The organism is Paraeggerthella sp., assembly GCF_048427265.1.
Lineage (GTDB): Bacteria > Actinomycetota > Coriobacteriia > Coriobacteriales > Eggerthellaceae > Paraeggerthella > Paraeggerthella hominis.
The window spans coordinates 21,327-40,785 of record NZ_DBFOSR010000014.1; the positions used below are offsets into that span (position 1 = coordinate 21,327).

Genomic DNA, 19,459 nt, shown 5'->3' on the forward strand with positions numbered 1-19,459 from the left:
CTACAAGAAGGAACGGTATGACCAAGACCATCGACCCCGTATTCTCCTCGGAGGTTCTGAAATCTCCGGAGCTTGCCTTCGACCACTTCGACTTCGATGCGATCTCGCAGGCGATGGGAGGGCTTAAAGGGGAGGTCGACAAGAACCCGCAAACCGCAGCCATCATACTGGCCGGCGGCACGGGCGACCGCTTTGGCAAAGAGGGCGGCAAGCAGCTGGTGGAGATTGCCGGCAAGCCCATTCTTACCTGGTCGGCCGAGGCGTTCGACGCGGTGGGCGACATCGGTCTCATCGTTATCGTGTGCCCGGAGGAACGTTGCAGCGAATACCTCAAGCGCGCCATCGACCCGTTCCCGTTCGTGACGCCCGTGGTAGTGGCCCCTGCGGGTCCCAGCCGCCAGGAGTCGGCGTTTTCGGGCTTGGAGTACGTGCCCGACGACTACGGCTACGTCATCCTGCATGACGGCGCGCGGCCCCTCATCACGCCGGAGCTCATCTCGCACACCATCAACACGCTCAAGGGGAACATCGAGTCGGACGGCGCCGTGGTGGCGCATCCGGCGGTCGACACGCTCAAGGTGGTCGAAAACGGCGTCATCATGGGAACGCCCGATCGCCGCGTGTTCTGGAACGCGCAGACGCCGCAGGTGTTCCGCGCGGGCATCTACCGGCGCGCCCACGCGTCGGCGCTGTCCGACGGGTTCATGGGCACGGACGATTCGTCGCTCATCGAGCGTCTGGGCGGCAAGGTGCTCGTGGTCGAAGGAAAGCGCGACAACATCAAGCTGACCGTGCCCGAGGACTACCTGATGCTGGTAGCGGCGGTACGGGCCATGTACATGAAGGGGATGGAAGAATAGTGGCGGGCGCGACGACTTTTCCGGAGGTCCGCTCATGAGCATGTCCTGCAGCGACAATCCGTTGTCGAACCTGCGCATCGGGCAGGGCTACGACGTGCATGCGTTCGCCGAGGGTCGCAAACTGATTTTGGGGGGCGTGGACATCCCGTATGATCGGGGGCTTTTGGGCCATTCGGATGCCGACGTGCTGGCGCATGCGATCTCTGACGCGCTTCTGGGCGGCGTGCGCGGCGGGGACATCGGAAAGCTGTTCCCCGATACCGATCCCGCTTTCAAGGACGCCGATTCCCTCAAGCTTTTGGAAGCCGTGGCGGCGTTCGTGCGCGATCGCGGCTACGAGATCCTTGACGTGGACAGCGTGATAGCGGCGCAGGCCCCGAAGCTTTCGCCGTATCGCGACCAAATGCGTCAGAACCTTGCGCAGGCTATGGGAGTTTCGGTCGACAGCGTGGGCGTGAAGGCCACCACGACTGAGCGTTTGGGTTTCGAAGGCCGTGAAGAGGGCATATCCGCTACCGCAGTCTGTTTGCTCTGTCGATGTCGTTAGGGGTCGGCTGCCCCGAATTGCAGCCGGCACGCTTCGCTATGCTACAATTCCACATCGACAGTTAGGGTATTCATGAACATATTCAAAACCATTGGCGAGGACATCCGAGCGGTCAAGGACCGCGACCCCGCAGCTCAGAACTCGTTCGTCATCTGGCTGACGTACCCGGGTCTTCATGCCCGCTGGTCTCATGTGGTCGAGCATTGGCTGTGGAACCACGGGCTGAAAAGCCTCGCTCGCATATCGTCGCAGTTCACGCGCTTCATGACCGGCGTGGAAATTCACCCTGCAGCCGTGATAGGCCGACGCTTCTTCATCGACCACGCCATGGGGGTCATCATCGGTGAAACCACGATCATCGGCGACGATTGCACGCTGTACCAGGGCGTCACGCTGGGCGGTACCGGTAAGGAAACCGGAAAGCGCCATCCTACGCTGGGAAACAACGTGCTGGTGGGCGTGGGTGCGGCGGTGCTCGGCAACATCACCATAGGCGACGGCTCGAAAGTGGGCGGCGGCGCCGTGGTGGTGAACGACGTGCCGCCGAACTCCACGGTGGTCGGCATTCCCGGTCGCGTGGTGGTGCGCGACGGGCATCGCGTTGAAAGCGAAGCGAAGGATGCGGCGCAGCACAAGGAGAATCTGCCCGATCCCATCGAGGAGCGGTGCGCGAACCAATGCGAGCGTATCGAGGCGCTCGAACGCAGGCTGAAGGAACTTGAGGAGCAGAAGGGGCGCTCATGATCAAACTCTACAACACCAAAGCGCGCGAAAAGGTGCCGTTCGAATCGCGCGAGCGCGGCAAAGTGGGCATGTACGTGTGCGGGCCCACGGTGTACAACTACATCCACATCGGCAACGCGCGTACGTTCATCAGCTTCGACGTCATCCGTCGTTACTTCATGTGGCGCGGCTTCGACGTGACGTTCGTGCAGAACGTCACCGACGTCGACGACAAGATCATCGCGAAGGCGAACGAGGAAGGGCGCGAGGCGTCTGCCGTGGCGGCCGAGTACACGGCTGCGTTCATCGAGGACATGCGCAAGGCGAACGTGCTCGATCCCGACATTCGGCCGAAGGCGACCGAAGAGATCCCGGCCATGATCGAGCTTATCCAGGAGCTGATCGACGGCGACCATGCGTACGAAGTGGACGGCGACGTGTACTTCGCCGTGCGGTCGTTCCCCGCGTACGGCCAGCTGTCGGGCCGCAACGTCGACGAGATGGAATGCGGCCACCGCGAGCTGCGCGCTGACGGCAAAGGCATCGAGGACCGCAAGCGCGATCCGCTCGACTTCGCGCTGTGGAAGGCGGCGAAGCCCGGCGAGCCTTCGTGGGAGTCGCCTTGGGGCCAGGGCCGTCCCGGTTGGCATATCGAATGCTCGGCCATGTCGCGCAGGTACCTAGGACTGCCGTTCGACATTCACGGCGGCGGCGCCGATCTGGTGTTTCCGCATCACGAGAACGAATGCGCGCAAAGCGAAGCGGCGTGCGGCTGCACGTTCGCGAACTACTGGATGCACGGCGGCATGCTGCAGATCAACGCCGAGAAGATGAGCAAGTCGCTGGGCAACTTCATGCTGCTGCGCGACGTGCTGGAAACGACGCGCCCCGAAGTGCTGCGCTTCCTTATGCTGCAGACGCATTACCGCAGCCCCTTGGATTTCTCCGACGAGCGCTTGGCCGAGGCCGAAGCGGCGCTCGGACGCATCGAGAACGCGGTTCGCAATCTGGATTGGCAGCTTGAGAACGTGGAGGACGTTCCGTCGCCGCTCGATACGCGCGAGCTGATGAAGCGCGCGAAAGAGGCCAAGATCTCGTTCATCTTGGCCATGGACGACGATTTCAATACGTGCCGCGCCCTGGGCGAGGTGTTCGACCTGGTGGCCGACGTGAACGCGCAGGTTACGGGCAAAACGCTCTCGCTTTCCGATGTGCCCATCGTGCGCGAGGTGCGCGATACCATCGTGGAACTGGTGGGCGTGTTCGGCATCGACGTGGCGGCGGCTGCCGACTGCGACGAGTCCGACGCGTATCCCGCCGAGGTTGTTCCCTTGGCGGCGGACGTGGCCGGTTACGTTGGCTCGGATGCGTCCGAGGCCGTGGAAGCGCTGCTGGCGGCTCGCACGGAGGCGCGTGCGGCCAAGGACTGGGGTCGTGCCGACGCCGTTCGAGACGGCCTGTGCGCCCTTGGGTTCGTTATCGAGGACACCCCGCAGGGGCCGCGGGTTTCTCTGGCTTAGGCTGTCTGTAGATTTGCCGGCTGACGAGGCCGGATGACGTTACGGGGTCGTGCAGCACGGTTCCGTCGCTTGATCGCCGCTTTCGCGCGCTCGGCGATGCATCGCGGCGGTTTCGGACGCTGCACGGCCTTTTGCTCGCTTACGAACAACGAGGTTTCGACTATGCTTGGTCAAAATCGTACTCCCGAGCTGCTTGCCCCCGCTGGAGGGCGTGCGCAGCTGGAGGCTGCCGTGCGCTTCGGCGCGGACGCGGTGTACTTAGCTGCCGATCGGTTCGGGATGCGCCAGCGTGCCGAGAACTTCGCGCTATCCGATATCCCCGACGCGGTCGCGTTCGCGCACGCTGCGGGTTCTCGCGTGTTCGTGACCATGAACACGCTTATGCATGCAGACGATTTGGCGGCGCTGCCGGAATACCTCGAGGCGCTTGCCGCCGCGCAGGTGGACGCGTTCATCGTGAGCGACTTGGGGGCGTTTCGCCTTGCGCAGAGGCATGCGCCCAGCGTGGCGCTGCACGTGAGCACGCAGGCTTCCGTAGCCAATGCCGAAGCGGCGCGCGTTTGGCATGAGCTGGGGGCGTCGCGCGTGGTGTGCGCGCGGGAAATGAGCGTGGAGGACATTGCCCGCATGTGCGCCGATGCGCCGCGCGAGCTGGAGATCGAGGCGTTCGTACACGGGGCCATGTGCATGGCGGTGTCCGGTCGTTGCCTGATCAGCTCGGTCATGGCGGGGCGCTCGGGCAACAAGGGGCACTGCACGCAGCCGTGTCGCTGGAGCTACGCGTTGGTGGAGGAGAAGCGCCCGGGCGAGTACTATCCCATCGAGGAGGACGTGCGCGGCTCCTACGTCATGAACGCGCAGGACCTCAACATGCTGGTGCATCTGGACGACCTGGCTTCCGCGGGCGTGGATTCGTTCAAGATCGAGGGACGCAACAAGCGGGCGTTCTACGTGGCCTCGGTGGTGCACGCGTACCGCTCGGTGCTCGACGGGGCCGATCCGGCCGAGGTCGCTTCGGAGCTGCTTGCCATTTCCCATCGCCCGTACGGCACGGGGTTCTACTACGGCGACGCCGAGCAGGCGCCCGACCGCGACGGCTACCTGAAGGAATGCCTGCACGCGGGCACGGTCGAGTCGTGCGAGCCCGCCGGGGAAGGGCTGTGGCGCGTGCGCGCGACCTGTCGGAACCGGTTCTGCGAAGGCGACCGCTTGGAGGTCCTCTCGCCTCGTCGGCCGGTGGGCTTCGTGTCGGCGCGAAACCTTGCGTGGGTTCCTCGGCCCGACGAGGACGATCCTTGCCCGGCGCCCGTGCCGGTGGCCGTTGCGAACCGCGCTGCCGAGTCTTATGCGTTCTTGGTCGAGGCCGAGCTTCGGCCGGGCGACTTCCTGCGCATCCGCATGAGCTGAGCGTACCGAAGCGATCCCTTATCGAGAGGGTCCCGTTACGCTTGTCGCGCCTGCTTGGGGCTATGCTGAGGTATCGATCCTCAGCAGCTTCAATGCTCCTAGAAAAGCGAGGTGCACCATGTCCGGTCGTGCGTATCGTGCTTCAACCGCATCCGTCGCCACGCGTCGTTCGTCCGCCGTCGAATCGGGCGGGCATCGCGGCCGCCTAACGCCCGAGACAGTGGTTATGTGGACTGCGTACGTGCTTACCGTTGCGGGAAACGTGGCCATAGAGGCCGGGCGGCTTGGGGTGTTACGTCGGCGACGGTTGCGTACGGGGTGTTCGCCTGGTTCACACCGGCGGGCTACGTGTTTTCCATCTGGTCCTTGATCTATGTGGCGCTGATCGTGTGGCTGGTTTCCTACACCAAAGGCGCTTCCGCCCGACGTAGGCTCTTCACGCCGACGGCCGGCTTGTTCGTTGCGAGCAGCGTTTTGAACGTGCTCTGGCTGGTGCTGTGGCATTTCCAGATGATCGCTGCTTCCTTCGTCGTTATTCTGATCGACTGGTTTGTTCTGGCGGCGCTGTATTTGACCGTCAGGCGGGGGACCGATTCTCTTGCTGGCTGGGTTCCCGTTTCCATCTATACGGCATGGGTGACGGTTGCGACGTTGTCGAATCTGGCTATCGTGGTCACACGGGCGGTTGGAGGGGGCGTTCCGCTTTTGAACGGGTTGTCCGTCGTAGTGTTGACGGCGGGCGTTGTTTCCCTGGGTCTTTTCATGTGGGCGAAGTTTGGCGATGTGACGTTTCAGCTGGTGTTTCTATGGGCTCTGGTGGGCGTTGGCGTGCATGTGCTCGAGGTGTCGTCGGTGACGGCTGTGGCCGTATGGGTCCTCTGCGCTCTTGGCGGGCTGCCAATGCTTGTGTCTTTCGCGAAGTCGCGCAGCGCGTCGCGCGGGCGAGCCTAGGCGTTTCTTCGATTCGCGGACAGCTAATATTTGTTTTTCGACGAAACGCCCCGCGCTTCTTGCTATGATAAGCGCAAGGTAATCCCGGACGAAAGGGGTTGTTATGGGAACGAAAGCAGCGGAGGCGCTCGACGTATCCTTTGACGAGCTGCCGAACTACCTGCACGCGAAGCATTCCGTGTACATGGAGGTCGGCAGCGCAACGTACTACCTTACCGACGTGAACGACCGGTACTGGCGCGCTCAGGCTACCGATCGGCTCAACGACAAGGGGCACTATGTCGACGCGAGCGACCTGGTGCCTACGGTGAGCGAGTTCTTGACGCTTCCTTTTGCGGACGGGAAATCGATCGCCGACTTGTTTGACGAAGCGACATTCTACGCGTCCGAGAAAACCGAATAGCAAAGCCGAAAGGCGGTCGATCGAACGGCCGCCTTTCTTTTTTGCGCGCGAGGCACAGTGCGGCTGCTTGAGGGCGCTCGAAAGTGCTCGAGGGTGCTTGTGCCCATGCTCAAAAATTTTTTCAAAAAACCGCTTGACCCTCGATCTGATTCGGGTATACTAGTCCTCGCACTTTTGAAGGGGCCTTAGCTCAGCTGGGAGAGCGCATGGCTGGCAGCCATGAGGTCAGGGGTTCGATCCCCCTAGGCTCCACCATTAATTACGCAGGTCAGGCAGTGATTGTCTGGCCTGCTTTTTTATGTTTGGGGAAATATCACAAATGTGGGTCCCCCCATGAATTTTCACCGTACGTTCTCGTGAGCGGCGCGATGCGCACGGGACACGGGGTACAGCACGATATACGGCGATCGGCCTGTGGGGCACGCCGCGTCGCGCATGCGTATGGACTGCGAAATGGAACCGAGTTTTTTCGCGGTGCCGCGAAAGCTCGACCTTCTGTCAAAACGAGCGAGTTTTGCTGGTGAATTAACGTCTACAAGGAACTTGCGCACGAAAAACCGCCTTCGCTGGCAGGTTTTGACGGTTAGGGGTTGCCGAGCCGGCCATACTCTTCGCCGCCGCCGGACCCGTTTTGCGTTTTGCCTGATCATGGATCCTAGCTGCTGAATTGCATTTTCCCGGGCGCCCGTCCCGCCGGATCAAACGACCTCAAACCGTCAGAACCTGCCAGCGAAGGCGTTTTTTCGCGCGCTGCCGATGGGAATGGGGCGAAACGGCGACCCGGAGGGCGGTTGCGGCGCGGATCGACAGCCCGGGGAGCCGCAGCGCGGGTCGGCGACTCGGGAGCGACTGCAGCACGTCCGCGGTTCAGGGGCGACTACGGCACGTCCGCGACCCGGGGGCGGCTGCGGCGCAGGGCTGGGTCGCTCCTGTCCAATGGGCCGCGCTTCTCCCTCAAAACCAAGAAGGCCTCCCCGAACGCTTGCAGCAACGTCCGAGGAGGTCTTCGTCGAGGTTGGGGAGGGGTGTCTAGCGATGCCTTGCCGGGTTCTCTATTCCGCGGCGCAGGCCTGCTCGATTTGGGCGATGATGGGGTCGAGCGCTCCGTCCACGTCGTAATCCTCCACGCGGCCGGCATCGCACAGGCGCGCGAACGCCGGATCGATGGGCAGGGTGGCGTAGGCGGGGATGTTGTAGCGCTCTGCCACGACGGAGCCCTGGGGCTCGCCGAAGATATGATGCTCCTTGTCGCAGTTGTCGCACTTGAAGTAGGCCATGTTCTCCACCAGGCCCAGCAGCTCGACGTTCATGTCGTGAGCCAGGTTCACGGCCTTGCCCACGATCATGGCCACAAGCTCCTGCGGGGCCGACACGGTGACGATACCGTCAACCGGCAGCGACTGGAACACGGTGAGCAGCACGTCGGAGGTTCCCGGAGGCATGTCGACGAACAGGTAGTCGATCTCGCCCCAGTTCGTTTCGCTGTAGAACTGGCGGATGGCGTTGCTGACCACGGGCCCGCGCCATGCTACCGGCACATCGTCTTTCGGAAGCATGAGGTTGGTGGACATGACCTTGATGCCGCTTTGCGTCTGCGACGGCAGGATGCCGTCGGCGTCGGCTGCCAGGGGGTTGGTGATGCCGAACGTCTTGGGAATGGAAGGACCGGTGACGTCTGCGTCCAGAATGCCCACGTTGAATCCGCGCTTCTGCATTTGGCTGGCCAGCAGGCTGGTCACGAGCGACTTGCCCACGCCGCCTTTGCCGGATACGACGCCGATGACGTGCTTGATGTTGCTGCGGGAGTTGGTTTCGATGGTGGAGGGACCTTGGGCCGTGCGATCGCCGCAACCGGACACGCCGCAGCTGCCGCACTCATGCGAACATTCTTCTGCCATGACTTCCTTCTTTCTGGGTTTTCAACGCCCGTCTGCGGCGGGCGCGTCTCTCGTCGTACCGCGCATGATAGCATAAGCTGAAGCAACGAAACGGATAGAAAGCGGGCTACGCACGATGCGGTCCGCGAAAGAAAGGGCGCGCATGCTGTTTGCAAATATCAATCTACTCGACGATAACCTGGACTTTCGCGAAAATCAATGGGTGGGTGTTGCGGACGGGCGCATTACCTACTTGGGCGACACGCCGCCCGAGTCCGCCGCCGCCCAAGCATTCGGCGAAGTGTATGACGGCCGCGAAAAGCTCTTGCTTCCCGCGCTGTATAATGCGCATGCGCACGCGCCCATGACGCTGCTGCGCGGCTACGCGGAGAACCTTCCCTTGCAGGCGTGGCTCAACGACGCGGTGTTTCCGTTCGAGGCCAAGATCACCCCGCAAGATTGCTACTGGGGCACGCTGTTGGCATGCGCCGAAATGGTGCGCTACGGCGTGGTGAGCTTTTCGGACATGTACTACCACATGCAGGAGGGCGCTCGCGCCGCCATTGATGCGGGCATCAAGATGAACCTGAGCGACTCGCTGATCGCGTTCGGCGACGTGGGGCTGGACGATTTGCCGCTGCAGTCGCAGCTCATCGACCTGATCGCGAATTTCCAAGGCGCGGCCGACGGGCGCATCGTGGTGGATTGCAACATCCACGCCGAGTATACGTCGAACCCGCGGGCGGTCTCCGACATGGCCGAGTTCGCGCGCGAGCGCGGGCTTCGCTTGCAGGTGCATGTGTCGGAAACGCAGCTGGAGCACGAGGAGTGCAAGCAGCGCCACGGCGGCCTGACGCCCGTGCGCTACTTCGAGAGCCTGGGCGTGCTGGACGGCCCGGTGACCGCGGCCCACTGCGTATGGGTGGACGACGGGGACATCGACGTGTTGGCGGCCAAGGGCGTGCACGTGGCCGTCAATCCCGCGTCCAACATGAAGCTGGGCAGCGGCTTCGCCCCCGTCCCCAAGATGCTCGAGCGCGGGGTGAGCGTGTGCCTGGGCACCGACGGTATGGCCTCGAACAACAACCACGACATGTTCCAGGACCTGTACCTGCTGGCCCTGCTGTACAAGGGGTCGACGCAGGACCCGGCGGCGGTCTCGCCCAAGCAGGCGCTCGCCGCCGCCACGCGCGCGGGCGCGCTCTCGCAGGGGCGCGAGGACTGCGGCCTGGTGGCCGAAGGGGCGCGGGCCGACCTGTGCGTGCTCGACGCGTCGGGCCCGTCCTGGGCGCCCATGACCGACCCGCTCTCGAACGCGGTGTACGCGGGCCATGGTGCCGACGTGTGCCTGACCATGTGCGACGGGCGCGTGGTGTACCGCGACGGCGCGTGGCCCACGATCGACGTCGAGCGCGCCAAGGCCGAGGTGTCCGCGCGCACGAAGCGCATCATCGGGGAGTTGTAGAAAAAGGTTCTGATCAGGTACTTCTATTTCTTGTGCTTTAAGGGGTTCTGGCTGTTGACCGGACGGTTCGGCTCCGAAATCCATAGGGGAGGGCTTTCGTGCGAAGGCCCTCCTTTTTCATTGCGGGCCGGTTCCGAGCGCGCCGCATTCTTCGCGTATTCGCCCTTTTTCGAGAAACCGGGCAAAAGCGCGTAACGTTTTTGCCGGCCGGGCCGTCTAATGATGAAACGGCCGAAGATGAGGAGGACGCGCTTTTGGAAGATTTGATGCAACGAGCCCGAAAAGGCGACAGCGAGGCGTTCGTCGCGCTGTTCGAGCGAAGCAGGCCTGCGCTATGGCGAGCGGTCTTGGCGGTGCTTGGGAACGAGTGCGATGCGGCCGATGCGCTGCAAGAGGCGGCCGTCAAAGCCTGGCAAGCCATCCCTCGATTCGAAGGGCGCAGCAACGTGGAAACCTGGTTCATGCGCATCGCGTTGAGGGTTTCCTTCGATATGCGCGACAAGCGAAGCCGCGAAGCCCCTTACGCTCCCGAGGCGTTTCAGACCGATGCGCCCTCAAGCCGCGACGACCGCGAGAGGGGCGGGGCCGATACGGTTCCTCTTGACGACTTTCGCGTGATTGCCGGGGGAAAGCACCGAGCCGACCGGGACGAAGCGATGGACGTGCGCCGCGCGATCGCCCAGCTTCCCCCTGACGATCGCCTGGTGCTCACGCTGTTCTACCTCGACGATTTTCCCACGCAGCAGATTGCGACCATGTTGAACGTGTCGGTTGGCGCGGTGCGCGCGCGGCTGGCGCGTGCACGCTCTCGATTCAAGGACGTGTACTGCGGAAACGACAACCAGAAAGCGGAGGTGGCCCGATGACGCACCCTATGAACAACGATGATGAACTGCGCCGCCTGCTGGCGCGCGGCATGAACGACCCGATGCCCCCCGAGGCCCGTGCCAAGCTTGAGCGCACGTACGCCTCGCTCGATTCCATCCCCCAGATGTCGGCGGTATCCGGGACGGCTGCGGGTTCGAATGCGTCGGCAAGCGAGGACGAGGCCGTGCATCCGGTTACGGGAAAGCGTCTGACCAGGCGCGGCTTTGTGGTGGCTGCGGCCGCTGTTGCGGCGGCGGCCATGCTGGGCGGCGCGGCGTATGCGGGATCCCGCTTGCTGCAGATGCAGCCGGGCGACGCCTTGTTTTTCCAGGGCGGCAAGAACCTGCCCGTGTACAGCAGCTTGCAGAAGGGGGTTTCCAGCTTGCAGGCCGATGTGGGGCAGACGGCGGAAGTGGAAGGCGTGCGCGTGACGCTGGACTCCGTGTCGTGCGATCGCAGCATCGTGAACCTGTTCTTCACGCTTGAAGAAGACGGCGGCTTCGACTTGTCGGAGTTGTCGAACTACCAGGGTTCTCAGGAAAACGACTGGTCGAAGCTGCAGAACTTGGCTCCACGTTTTGGATACGAGCTGACAAGCAACGGCGAAACTTTGGGCACCGGCTCCGTTGACCAGCTTGACGCGTACATGGAGGACGGCAAGGTGAAGGTCATGCAGCGCATCGTGCCGGAGTCTACGCTGCCCGACCAGGTGGACGTCGTGCTGAAAAGCTGGGCTCCTTGGAGCGCGGATGCCGAAAGCGGTACGGCGAACTTCTCGATGGACGCCGGCTTGGATTTGAGCACGGTCGACCAGCCGCGCGAGCTGGGGTCGCAGGATTTGACGTTCTTCACGAGCGCAGGCGAGAAGACCATGGGCATCAAGCGCTTCACGTCGTCCGAGCTGGGCACGGTGATGGTGGTTCGCAACGACGAGGTGGAAACTACCGAGGAGAGCGGTCGGCCCCTGTACCGCGTGCCGGATAGCGCGCTGGCGCCCGGCATGCTCAAGGTGGCCGATGACCGGGGCAACGTATTGGTGCCGGTGGGAGCGGGCGATGGAGGGGGCATCGATCCGGCGGGGGACTACGTGGTGGAGTACGCGAACCTTTCCCCCGATGCGAAGAGCGTCACGTTCACGCCTATGTTGAACGCGGTGGATTGGGAGTCCCTCTCCGTTGACGAGCGCAAGGCGCTCGACGACGGGAACTCGCAGCAGATCGACGTTTCGCAGATAGGCGCGAAGCTGCCCACGAGCGAATACGGCGGCTACGAGCTGGCCGGCTGGGACGTGAAGGATAGGACGGTGAGCATCACGCTCAAGCCTTACGGCTGGCAGGCCATGGGCGGCTATATGGAGCTTATTCCCGAAGAAGATGCAACGCCCCTGGTGAGCACGTGGACGAATCCTGAAACCGGCGAGACAGGGCAAGGCTACCACTCGGCCATCGTGTGGAGGAAGCGCGATTACTTGACGGGCGAACTGGTGCAGATGACGTCGTATTATGCGGCGAGCGACGAAGAGCTGCGCGGGTTGACGAGCTACGGCTATCGCAGCGCGTTCGGTGAATACCGCGAGGAGTCGGATGCGGCGCAGACCGTGTCGTTCGCTTAAAGGTTCGCCGGTTGGCAACGCTTGCTTCGAGGTTGCCGAGCGCAGCGCATGGTCGCTGCGCTCGGCGGTTCCGGGCGTAGCCGCGTCGACTCTTGCTTGGCGGCCTGCACTCAGGAGGTGGGCGCGAATTGGCACGCGGTTCCGGTTGCGCTCGAAACTGTCACGGGTCTTCATTCGCGCCCGCATTTCGCGCGCCTGCTTTCCGCCTCGCATTCATGCTGGCTCGTCGGCAAGCGCGGCCGAGCCCCCGCGGCGCTGCGGAAAGTTCAGCTAGGCGAACGGGCGGAAAAGCACTATTCTGGATTGGTGATAATTCTGCAGCGGTCAAGCCGCCTGCCGTCTGCCGCGCGTCGCTCGTCGTCTGCTGCGCGGGCGTTGCGCGGCTTGGTTTGCGCTGGTGATCGAACATGTCGATGGAGGGAGCCGGTTCTATGCTGAGGATGCCCGATGCGCGAATCGATGGGTTCATTGCCGAGGACGTGCCGTACGTCGATTTGACGTGCGCCGTGCTGGGCATTGGCGACGAGTCGGGGGAGATGGACTACTTCACGCGCGAGGATTGCGTGCTGGCCGGCGTCGGAGTGGTGACGCGCATTATGGCGAAGCTGGGCTGCCAGGTGGTTTCGGCTGCGGCCGACGGGGATCGCGTGGCGGCTGGCGAGACGTTCATGACCGTGCGCGGTCGTTCGGCGGACTTGCACGCGGCATGGAAGGTGTGCCTCAACGTGTTCGACCATCTGTCGGCCGTGGCCACGAAGACGCGCGCCATGGTGGATGCCGCGCATGCGGGAAACCCTCGCTGCGAGGTGCTGACCACGCGCAAGAGCATGCCGGGTGCGAAGGATCTGTTGACCGAGGCCGTCATGGCGGGCGGCGCGTTCCCTCACCGGTTGGGGCTGTCCGAAACGGTGCTCGTGTTCGAGCATCACCTTACGTTCTTCGGCGGATTCGACGCGTTCGTCGAGCAGCTGCCGACCATCAAAGCCCGCTGCATCGAGAAAAAGCTGTTCGTAGAGGCGAATGCCGAGCAAGCGCGCATGTTGGCGCGCGCCGGGGTGGACGGCCTGCAGCTGGACAAGATCCCGACGGACGAGTTGGCCTTGCTGGTTCAAGAGCTGCGTCGGATCGACCCGCGCTGCACACTCGTCGCGGCGGGGGGCGTGAATCCCCGCAACGCCGGCGCGTATGCTGCGACGGGCGTTGATGGGTTGGCTACGACCGCGCCGTTTTCGGCGAAGCCGCTCGATATGAGCGTGCGCATGCGTGCGGTGTGAGAGCGTCCGGTCTCGCCGTCGGGGCGTCCGGTTGCGTGCGGGGCTATTTGCCCAGGATCTTCTTGATGCCCTTCCCGGCGATGACGGCTCCGCCTCCTATGGCGACCAAGCCGGGGCCGGGCAAAACGAGCATGGGGACTCCCAGCAGCATGATCGCGCCGCCGACGACCGTTTGCACCGCGCCTCCTATGGGGTTGGGCTTGCTGGCGGCGGTCCCGTCTGCGCCTATGACCGTTGCCGAAGCGGCAGGGGCTGCGGGCTTCTTCGCCGCCTGCTTTCCGAACGACGGTGCCACGAAGCGATCGTGGCTGGAAGGCGTCTGACCTGCGTTGTCGCGTGCGCTGGCAACGGGGCTGACGTCGATGATGGGTGCGTGCTTGCTCATACGTCCTCGCTTGCGGTCGGCGGGCTGAACCCGCGGTGTGGTTTCCTCGATTATACGGGGCGCGTTTTCGCTCGGCATCCGATATTGCTTCTCTTCGCGGCATTGTCATCGTTCGGTAACGAATTCTTTGCGACTTCTTCAAAGGTCTGCGGTCATTATCTGCTCGCGACCGGCGCTTGCATGCGATACACTGATGGCAGCGGTTTTCGCGCATCGAGCGCGAGAGTGAAGTAGGCATGTAAGGCTCGACTGTGGTTCGCGCCTGGGAATTCATGGCGAAGGCGCAGGATCACGCAACACGAAAGTTGGTGGTCAACATGGCAGCTCCTGCTACCGAACACGTGCGCAACATTGTGCTGGTGGGCCAAGACGGCGCCGGCAAGACGTCGCTCGCCGAAGCGATGCTGCACGTCAGCGGTCGTACGCCCCGCATGGGCACGACGCACGACGGGAAATCCTACCTCGATTACGACGATGAGGAGATCCGGCGCAAATTCACCATCGGCACGTCCATCGCTCCCGTTCCGTACAAGGATTACAAGATCAACCTGCTGGACACTTCGGGGCACCCGGATTTCATCGGCGATACGCTGGCTACCATGCAAGCCGCTGAGATGGCCTTGTTCGTGGTGGATGCCGTGGCGGGACCGCAGGTCATGACCACCAAACTGTGGCGCGAGGCCGAGGACATGCGTCTTTCCCGCGCCGTGTTCATCAATCATATCGATCGCGAGAACGCCGACTTCGACACCGCTATGGCACTTCTGCATGCGCGCTTCGGGTCGCGTTTGGGCCCGGTGACCATCCCCATCGGCGTCGATGCGGACTTCAAGGGCGTCATCGATGTCATTCGCATGAAGGCGCGCTATTTCGACGAGGGCAGCGACGCGGAGCGCGTCGAGGACATTCCCGCCGATTACGCCGATGCGGCCCAGGCGGCGCGCGACAAGCTGTGCGACCTGGTGGCAGAGGCTGACGACGAGCTGATGATGAAGTACCTGGACGGCGAAGAGCAGCTTACGCAGGCGGAGCTGGAGCAGCTGCTGGACAAGGCTATCGCGCAAGAGCTGTTCATTCCCGTGTTCGTGGGGTCCACCATCATCAAGCAGGGCATACAGGGCGTCATGGAAGACATCGCCACCTACTTCCCCCATCCGCGCCATCATGGCCGCTTCCGCTTGGCCAACGGCGAGGAAACGTTCGTGGACGAGACGGGCGAGCCTGCCGGATTCGTGTTCAAGACGGTATCGGATCCGTTCGTCGGTCGCTTGAGCTTCTTCAAGGTCATATCCGGCGTGCTCGAGCCGGGCATGGAGCTGGTGAACGCCCGCACGGGGAAGAAGGATCGGCTGGGTCACCTGTACGTCATGATGGGCAAGGAAGCCACGGACGTGAAGAGCGCGAAGGCGGGCGACATCATCGTGGTTCCGAAGCTGACGGACACGCGCGCCGGAGACACGCTGTCGAAGTCGGGCTCCGTGGCTATCGATCCCTTGCCGCTTCCCATTCCGCAGTATCCGGTTGCCATCGAGGCCGTCAACAAGAAGGACGAGGACAAGCTGGGCACGTTCCTGACGCGCGCCGTTGAGAACGACCCCACGCTGCGCGTGAGCCGCAACGAGGAGACGCATCAGACCGTCGTGACCGCTATGGGCGATGCCCAGGTGGACACGTTGCTGGCCCGACTCAAGGAGCAGACGGGCGTCGAGGCGAAGCTGGTGCCCGTCCGCATTCCGTATCGCGAGACCATCTGCAAGGTTGCCGAAGCGCAGGGCCGTCACAAGAAGCAAACGGGCGGTGCCGGTCAGTTCGGCGATTGCTGGCTGCGCTTGGAGCCGAATCCCGGCGGCGGCTACGAGTTCTCGGACGAGATCGTGGGCGGCAAGATTCCGCGCGGGTTCATCCCGGCGGTCGACAAGGGCGTGCAAGACGCGATGACCGAGGGCTTCTTAGCCGGGTATCCTATGGTCGATGTCAAGTGCGCTGTGTTCGACGGCTCCTACCATGCGGTCGACTCCAATGAAATGGCTTTCAAGACCGCAGCGCGCATAGGCTTCCGCGCGGCATGCGAGAAAGCCTCTCCCATTCTGCTCGAGCCGATGGCCACGCTTGACGTGACCGTGACGGAGGAGTACGCCGGCCCCGTCATGGGCGATATCTCCACGCGCCGCGGGCGCATCGTGGGCACCGACTCCAACGATGCGGGAGAGACGGTCATCATGGTGCGCGTGCCGTACGCCGAGGTGGTTACGTACACGAAGGATCTGCGCTCGATCACGCGCGGATCGGGGTCGTACTCCATCGAGCTGGAAGGATACGAGCCCGCGCCCGCCGAAGTGACGAAGAAGCTGGTCGAAGCGTATCAGGAAGCAAGGGCCGCAGGGAACTAGCATCGTTTGCGAGGTGCGTTTGCAAGGTTTGAGGCGCGCCGCCCGTTCGTTCGGGCGGCGCGCTTTTTCATGTGTTGAACCCGCGCTGCGCCAAGGTTTGCTCGACGTTGGGCTTGGCAGCTTCCGGGGCGCGTGCGGCGGCTGCGGGATCAGGCGCATCGGGTTCCCGCTCGGACGGAAGGTCCTGCAGCTTTTTTGAACGATGCGACTGCCAGGAAGGCCGCGGCGGCTATGATGCCCGTGATCGAGAGCGCTGCGGATTGCGCACCGTCTCCGGTTTCGGCGATAGCGGGTTCGGGCTGATCGTCAGGCAGGGGACTGTCGGCAAGGTCTAAGCGCGCTTCCACCAGGGGCGTCTCTTGATCTTGGTACGCAAGCTCCACGGGGTGCTTGGCCTCGTCAATCTGGTAGCCCTTCGGGGCTCGGATTTCGACCGCTTCGTAGCGGCCGAGCGGCAAGGGCGCGGTGGTTGCCGCTCCCGAATCGTCGGTGAGCAGCGTGGCCGCTACGTCTTCGGCTCGCAAAAGCACCGACCCGTCGGCGGCGACGATGTCGTGCGCTGCGCGAATCTCGTACAGCGCTTCGGCAAGCGGCTCTTTGCTGACGGCATCGGTTTTCGCGATGGTTATGCAGCCTTGGGCCGACTGGTTCGGGAACTGGACTTCTGCATGGACGCACGGCTGCGACGGGTCGCCGTAGGCAAGCTCGACCCGCAGGGGCTCGGTTGCGCGGACGTAGCCTTGCGGCGCCTGCGTTTCGATGATCTCGTACGCGCTCAGATGAAGCCCTGTTGCGCATGCCGAACCACTGTCGTCCGAGATCAGCGTTGCAACCGTTTCTCCTTGGGATACACGCGTGGTTCCGTCGGCGCTGACCACGTCTTGAGCGGCGCGCACTTCCCAGCTGATGCCGGGTCGGGCTAGGGGCAGCCCTGTTGCGGCATCGGTCTTGCGAAGGGTCAGGCAAGCCGTTTGGGGCTTGTTCTCGATCGCGACGACCAGGGGGTCTTTCGGATCGTGCCCGTTTCCGGCAGCGAGAGAGAACGGCACGGGATTTGCGTCCAGCACGTAGCCGTACGGCGGTGTGATTTCCTGCACCCAGTACGTTTCTCCGCCGTTGAGCTTTCCGGGCAGCAGGCAGCTGCCCGATTCGTCGGTGGCGAACTCGGTTTCGGCCTTCGCGTCGCCATCGCTATCGGCATTGAAGGGCACTGCATTGCCGAAGCGGTCCAGGATTCGAAACACGGTGCGTCCGGCTATCGTTCGGCCCGTATCCGCATCGCGTTTCACCACCTTCAGAAACGTCCCGGTATCGTTTTCGACCGTGTAGGAGTAGGTGCGCCCGTGATCCGCCACGGTGACGGGGAACGCGGGGGCGGCCTGGTATCCGGCGGGTGTGGTGGCAGGGTCTTCCTGCACAAGGTACGTGCCGAAGGGCAGCGCCCCCGCCTGTTCGGGGTCTTTCGCGTGCGCGGTGGCGGCGAGGCCTTGGTCGTCGGTGACGATGCGCGCTGCAACTTGCCCGCTTGCCTTGTGCACGATATCGAACGCCACGCCTTTGAGCGGGCGCTTCTCGGCCTTGTCTCCTGTGGTTCCTTCGCCGGCGCCTACCTTGAGGATGGCGATGTCTCCGCGAATTACCCGATCGGGTACTTCGGCGGCGTGAAACAGCGCGTCGAGCGGCTTGTCGCCCGATGCCGTGATCGGGCAGGCGAAGGCCGGCGATTCGGAAAGCAGGTACCCTTGCGGTGCCGAGACCTCGCGAACCACGAGGGTTCCCAGCGGCAGCCCCGATCCGGCGCCGTTCGACGGAAGCAAAGCGGGGTCGATACGCGCAACGCCTTGCTCGTCGGCGACGGCCGTGAGGGTGAGCGTGGGCGAGAGCCCCGATGCGGCGGCTTCTTCCGGCGTTGCGAACACGCCGGCAAAATGCTCAACTTGGAAAACCGCTCCGGCAAGGGTCGCATCGCCCTGTGCCTGCGAGGTCCCCGATTCCGCATCGATCTTTAGTGCGACGGGCTCGACAAGGGCAAGCTGCGGTTCGTCGACGACCCTTGCAAGGGGAGCCTTGCCGTCGAGGCAGCTTTTCACGCTTAGCGCAACGGGATAGCTTTGCGCATTCAGGGCGTAGCCTTTCGGTGCCGAAACCTCTTTGATCCAATATGATCCGGGCCATAGGGTTGCTTCGCTTTGCCCGAAACCGTTTGCGTCCGTTACGATGGTCTGCACCTGGTTGGTGCAAGCGGGGTCATCGTATACGCCGTACACGGCGCCGGAAAGGGCGTAGCAGGGGTTTTCGTTCGTTACCGCGGGTGCTGACGACGTCTTTTGCAGGCCGATGGATCCGGTCAAAGGAGGCTCCCAGCTGTTTGCGTAAGAGGTTTTGCCCCCTTCGACAACGATGGTCTGATCCGATTCGTCCAGGGCGTAGCCGGGCGATGCCGCGGTTTCCACCAGCCGGTATCGACCGAGGGGAACGTCGGCTGCCGTCGCTTTTCCCTTGGCATCGGTGGTCAGGGAGGCGCATGCCGAGCCGTCGGCGGCAACTAATTGGTACCGGGCTCCTTCGACGGACGCCTCGGGCACCGCGTTTTCGTACGCCGGGTTTCCGTGCTTTTGAAGTTCGACCGATCCGTGCAGGTAGATAGTGAATTCTCCGACGTTCTGCGCGCCTAGGGGCGAGTAGTGGTTCGGGTACATGCCCGCGTCCGAGCAGTCGATGGCGATCGCATAGCCGCCGTTGCCAAGGCGCGTTCCCGTGAACGGGTAGTGCCCCGGAAGCGGGGTTCCGTACATCGGGCCCGACGTGCAGTGCCCCGTGGCTTCGATTCCGTATTGCGGGAAGCGCACGACGAACGTGTTGCCTCCCATCGGCTCGTCGATTTCGGGGTTCGTGCATTCGACGTAGCAGGTGCCGTTGATGGTCGAGGGCGCGGCGTGCGCCGGTTGCGGCGCGCAGCAGGGAAGGCTTACGATCAGGGCTATGCCTAGTGCTGCGAGAAACCAAATGAGCGCTCCTCGGTCGGATGCTTCGGAGCGAAAGGGCTTCAGCTGTTCGAAGCCCTTTCCGCTTTCCGCACGGTTGTTTGCGCGACGCCGATCCATGGCCGTTCCCTTTCTCGCCGATGGCGGCACCAGCGCGATGCCGTGGCTCCATCATAGCGAGGCGTTCTAGCAGG

15 protein-coding genes and 1 tRNA gene are annotated in these 19,459 nt (G+C 63.4%); 13 read left to right on the top strand and 3 right to left on the bottom strand.

From position 1 onward, the window contains the following. The first annotated feature begins 17 nt into the window (after nt 1-17). From ispD to ACMNI9_RS01405, 8 genes are all read left to right on the top strand, one after another. On the top strand, nt 18-860 hold the full coding sequence (gene ispD, locus ACMNI9_RS01370) for a 2-C-methyl-D-erythritol 4-phosphate cytidylyltransferase (RefSeq protein ID WP_114567809.1): 843 nt from the start codon (nt 18-20) through the stop codon (nt 858-860). Between the two features lie 40 nt (nt 861-900). Then, nucleotides 901-1,407 (top strand): 2-C-methyl-D-erythritol 2,4-cyclodiphosphate synthase, encoded by a 507-nt coding sequence (gene ispF, locus ACMNI9_RS01375; protein WP_225748985.1) that lies wholly within the window; start codon nt 901-903, stop codon nt 1,405-1,407. 72 nt (nt 1,408-1,479) lie between these two features. Beyond that, a complete protein-coding gene (gene cysE / locus ACMNI9_RS01380) occupies nt 1,480-2,151 on the top strand; it encodes a serine O-acetyltransferase (RefSeq protein ID WP_225748773.1) in 672 nt (223 codons plus the stop codon). Then, on the top strand, nt 2,148-3,650 hold the full coding sequence (gene cysS, locus ACMNI9_RS01385; protein WP_216528937.1) for a cysteine--tRNA ligase: 1,503 nt from the start codon (nt 2,148-2,150) through the stop codon (nt 3,648-3,650). Before cysE ends, cysS begins: the two co-directional genes overlap by 4 nt. A gap of 162 nt (nt 3,651-3,812) precedes the next feature. Then, a complete protein-coding gene (locus tag ACMNI9_RS01390; protein WP_225748774.1) occupies nt 3,813-5,057 on the top strand; it encodes a peptidase U32 family protein in 1,245 nt (414 codons plus the stop codon). 318 nt (nt 5,058-5,375) lie between these two features. Beyond that, a complete protein-coding gene (locus ACMNI9_RS01395) occupies nt 5,376-6,008 on the top strand; it encodes a tryptophan-rich sensory protein (RefSeq protein WP_418830503.1) in 633 nt (210 codons plus the stop codon). Nucleotides 6,009-6,111: 103 nt separating this feature from the next. Then, the gene (locus ACMNI9_RS01400) at nt 6,112-6,411 is read left to right on the top strand and encodes a CDP-alcohol phosphatidyltransferase (protein WP_114567804.1); all 300 of its coding nucleotides are present in this window, start codon (nt 6,112-6,114) and stop codon (nt 6,409-6,411) included. 179 nt (nt 6,412-6,590) lie between these two features. Beyond that, nucleotides 6,591-6,666 (top strand) — tRNA-Ala (locus tag ACMNI9_RS01405). 797 nt (nt 6,667-7,463) lie between these two features. On the opposite strand, the gene ACMNI9_RS01410 is transcribed toward ACMNI9_RS01405, so the two are convergent. After that, nucleotides 7,464-8,309, bottom strand: a complete 846-nt coding sequence (locus ACMNI9_RS01410; RefSeq protein ID WP_114567800.1) for an Mrp/NBP35 family ATP-binding protein — start codon at nt 8,307-8,309, stop codon at nt 7,464-7,466. A gap of 142 nt (nt 8,310-8,451) precedes the next feature. Here ACMNI9_RS01410 and ACMNI9_RS01415 point away from each other — a divergent pair, with 142 nt between their 5' ends. The 4 genes from ACMNI9_RS01415 to modD all read left to right on the top strand — a co-directional run bounded on the left by ACMNI9_RS01415 (nt 8,452) and on the right by modD (nt 13,506). Continuing rightward, nucleotides 8,452-9,753, top strand: coding sequence for an amidohydrolase family protein (locus tag ACMNI9_RS01415; RefSeq protein ID WP_418830508.1), 1,302 nt, complete (start codon nt 8,452-8,454; stop codon nt 9,751-9,753). 254 nt (nt 9,754-10,007) lie between these two features. Then, complete coding sequence (locus tag ACMNI9_RS01420; protein WP_418830511.1) at nt 10,008-10,619, top strand: RNA polymerase sigma factor; 612 nt, start codon at nt 10,008-10,010, stop codon at nt 10,617-10,619. After that, complete coding sequence (locus tag ACMNI9_RS01425) at nt 10,616-12,232, top strand: DUF4179 domain-containing protein (protein WP_418830514.1); 1,617 nt, start codon at nt 10,616-10,618, stop codon at nt 12,230-12,232. Before ACMNI9_RS01420 ends, ACMNI9_RS01425 begins: the two co-directional genes overlap by 4 nt. A gap of 431 nt (nt 12,233-12,663) precedes the next feature. Next, the gene (modD, locus tag ACMNI9_RS01430) at nt 12,664-13,506 is read left to right on the top strand and encodes a ModD protein (protein ID WP_225748777.1); all 843 of its coding nucleotides are present in this window, start codon (nt 12,664-12,666) and stop codon (nt 13,504-13,506) included. A 43-nt stretch (nt 13,507-13,549) separates the two neighbouring features. Here modD and ACMNI9_RS01435 read toward each other — a convergent pair whose 3' ends face one another. Beyond that, nucleotides 13,550-13,891 (bottom strand): hypothetical protein, encoded by a 342-nt coding sequence (locus tag ACMNI9_RS01435; protein ID WP_225748778.1) that lies wholly within the window; start codon nt 13,889-13,891, stop codon nt 13,550-13,552. A gap of 317 nt (nt 13,892-14,208) precedes the next feature. Between ACMNI9_RS01435 and ACMNI9_RS01440 the strand changes: the two genes are divergently transcribed. Next, complete coding sequence (locus tag ACMNI9_RS01440; protein WP_418830522.1) at nt 14,209-16,281, top strand: elongation factor G; 2,073 nt, start codon at nt 14,209-14,211, stop codon at nt 16,279-16,281. 149 nt (nt 16,282-16,430) lie between these two features. Here ACMNI9_RS01440 and ACMNI9_RS01445 read toward each other — a convergent pair whose 3' ends face one another. Further along, nucleotides 16,431-19,385, bottom strand: coding sequence for a SpaA isopeptide-forming pilin-related protein (locus ACMNI9_RS01445; RefSeq protein ID WP_418830517.1), 2,955 nt, complete (start codon nt 19,383-19,385; stop codon nt 16,431-16,433). Nucleotides 19,386-19,459 lie beyond the last annotated feature (74 nt).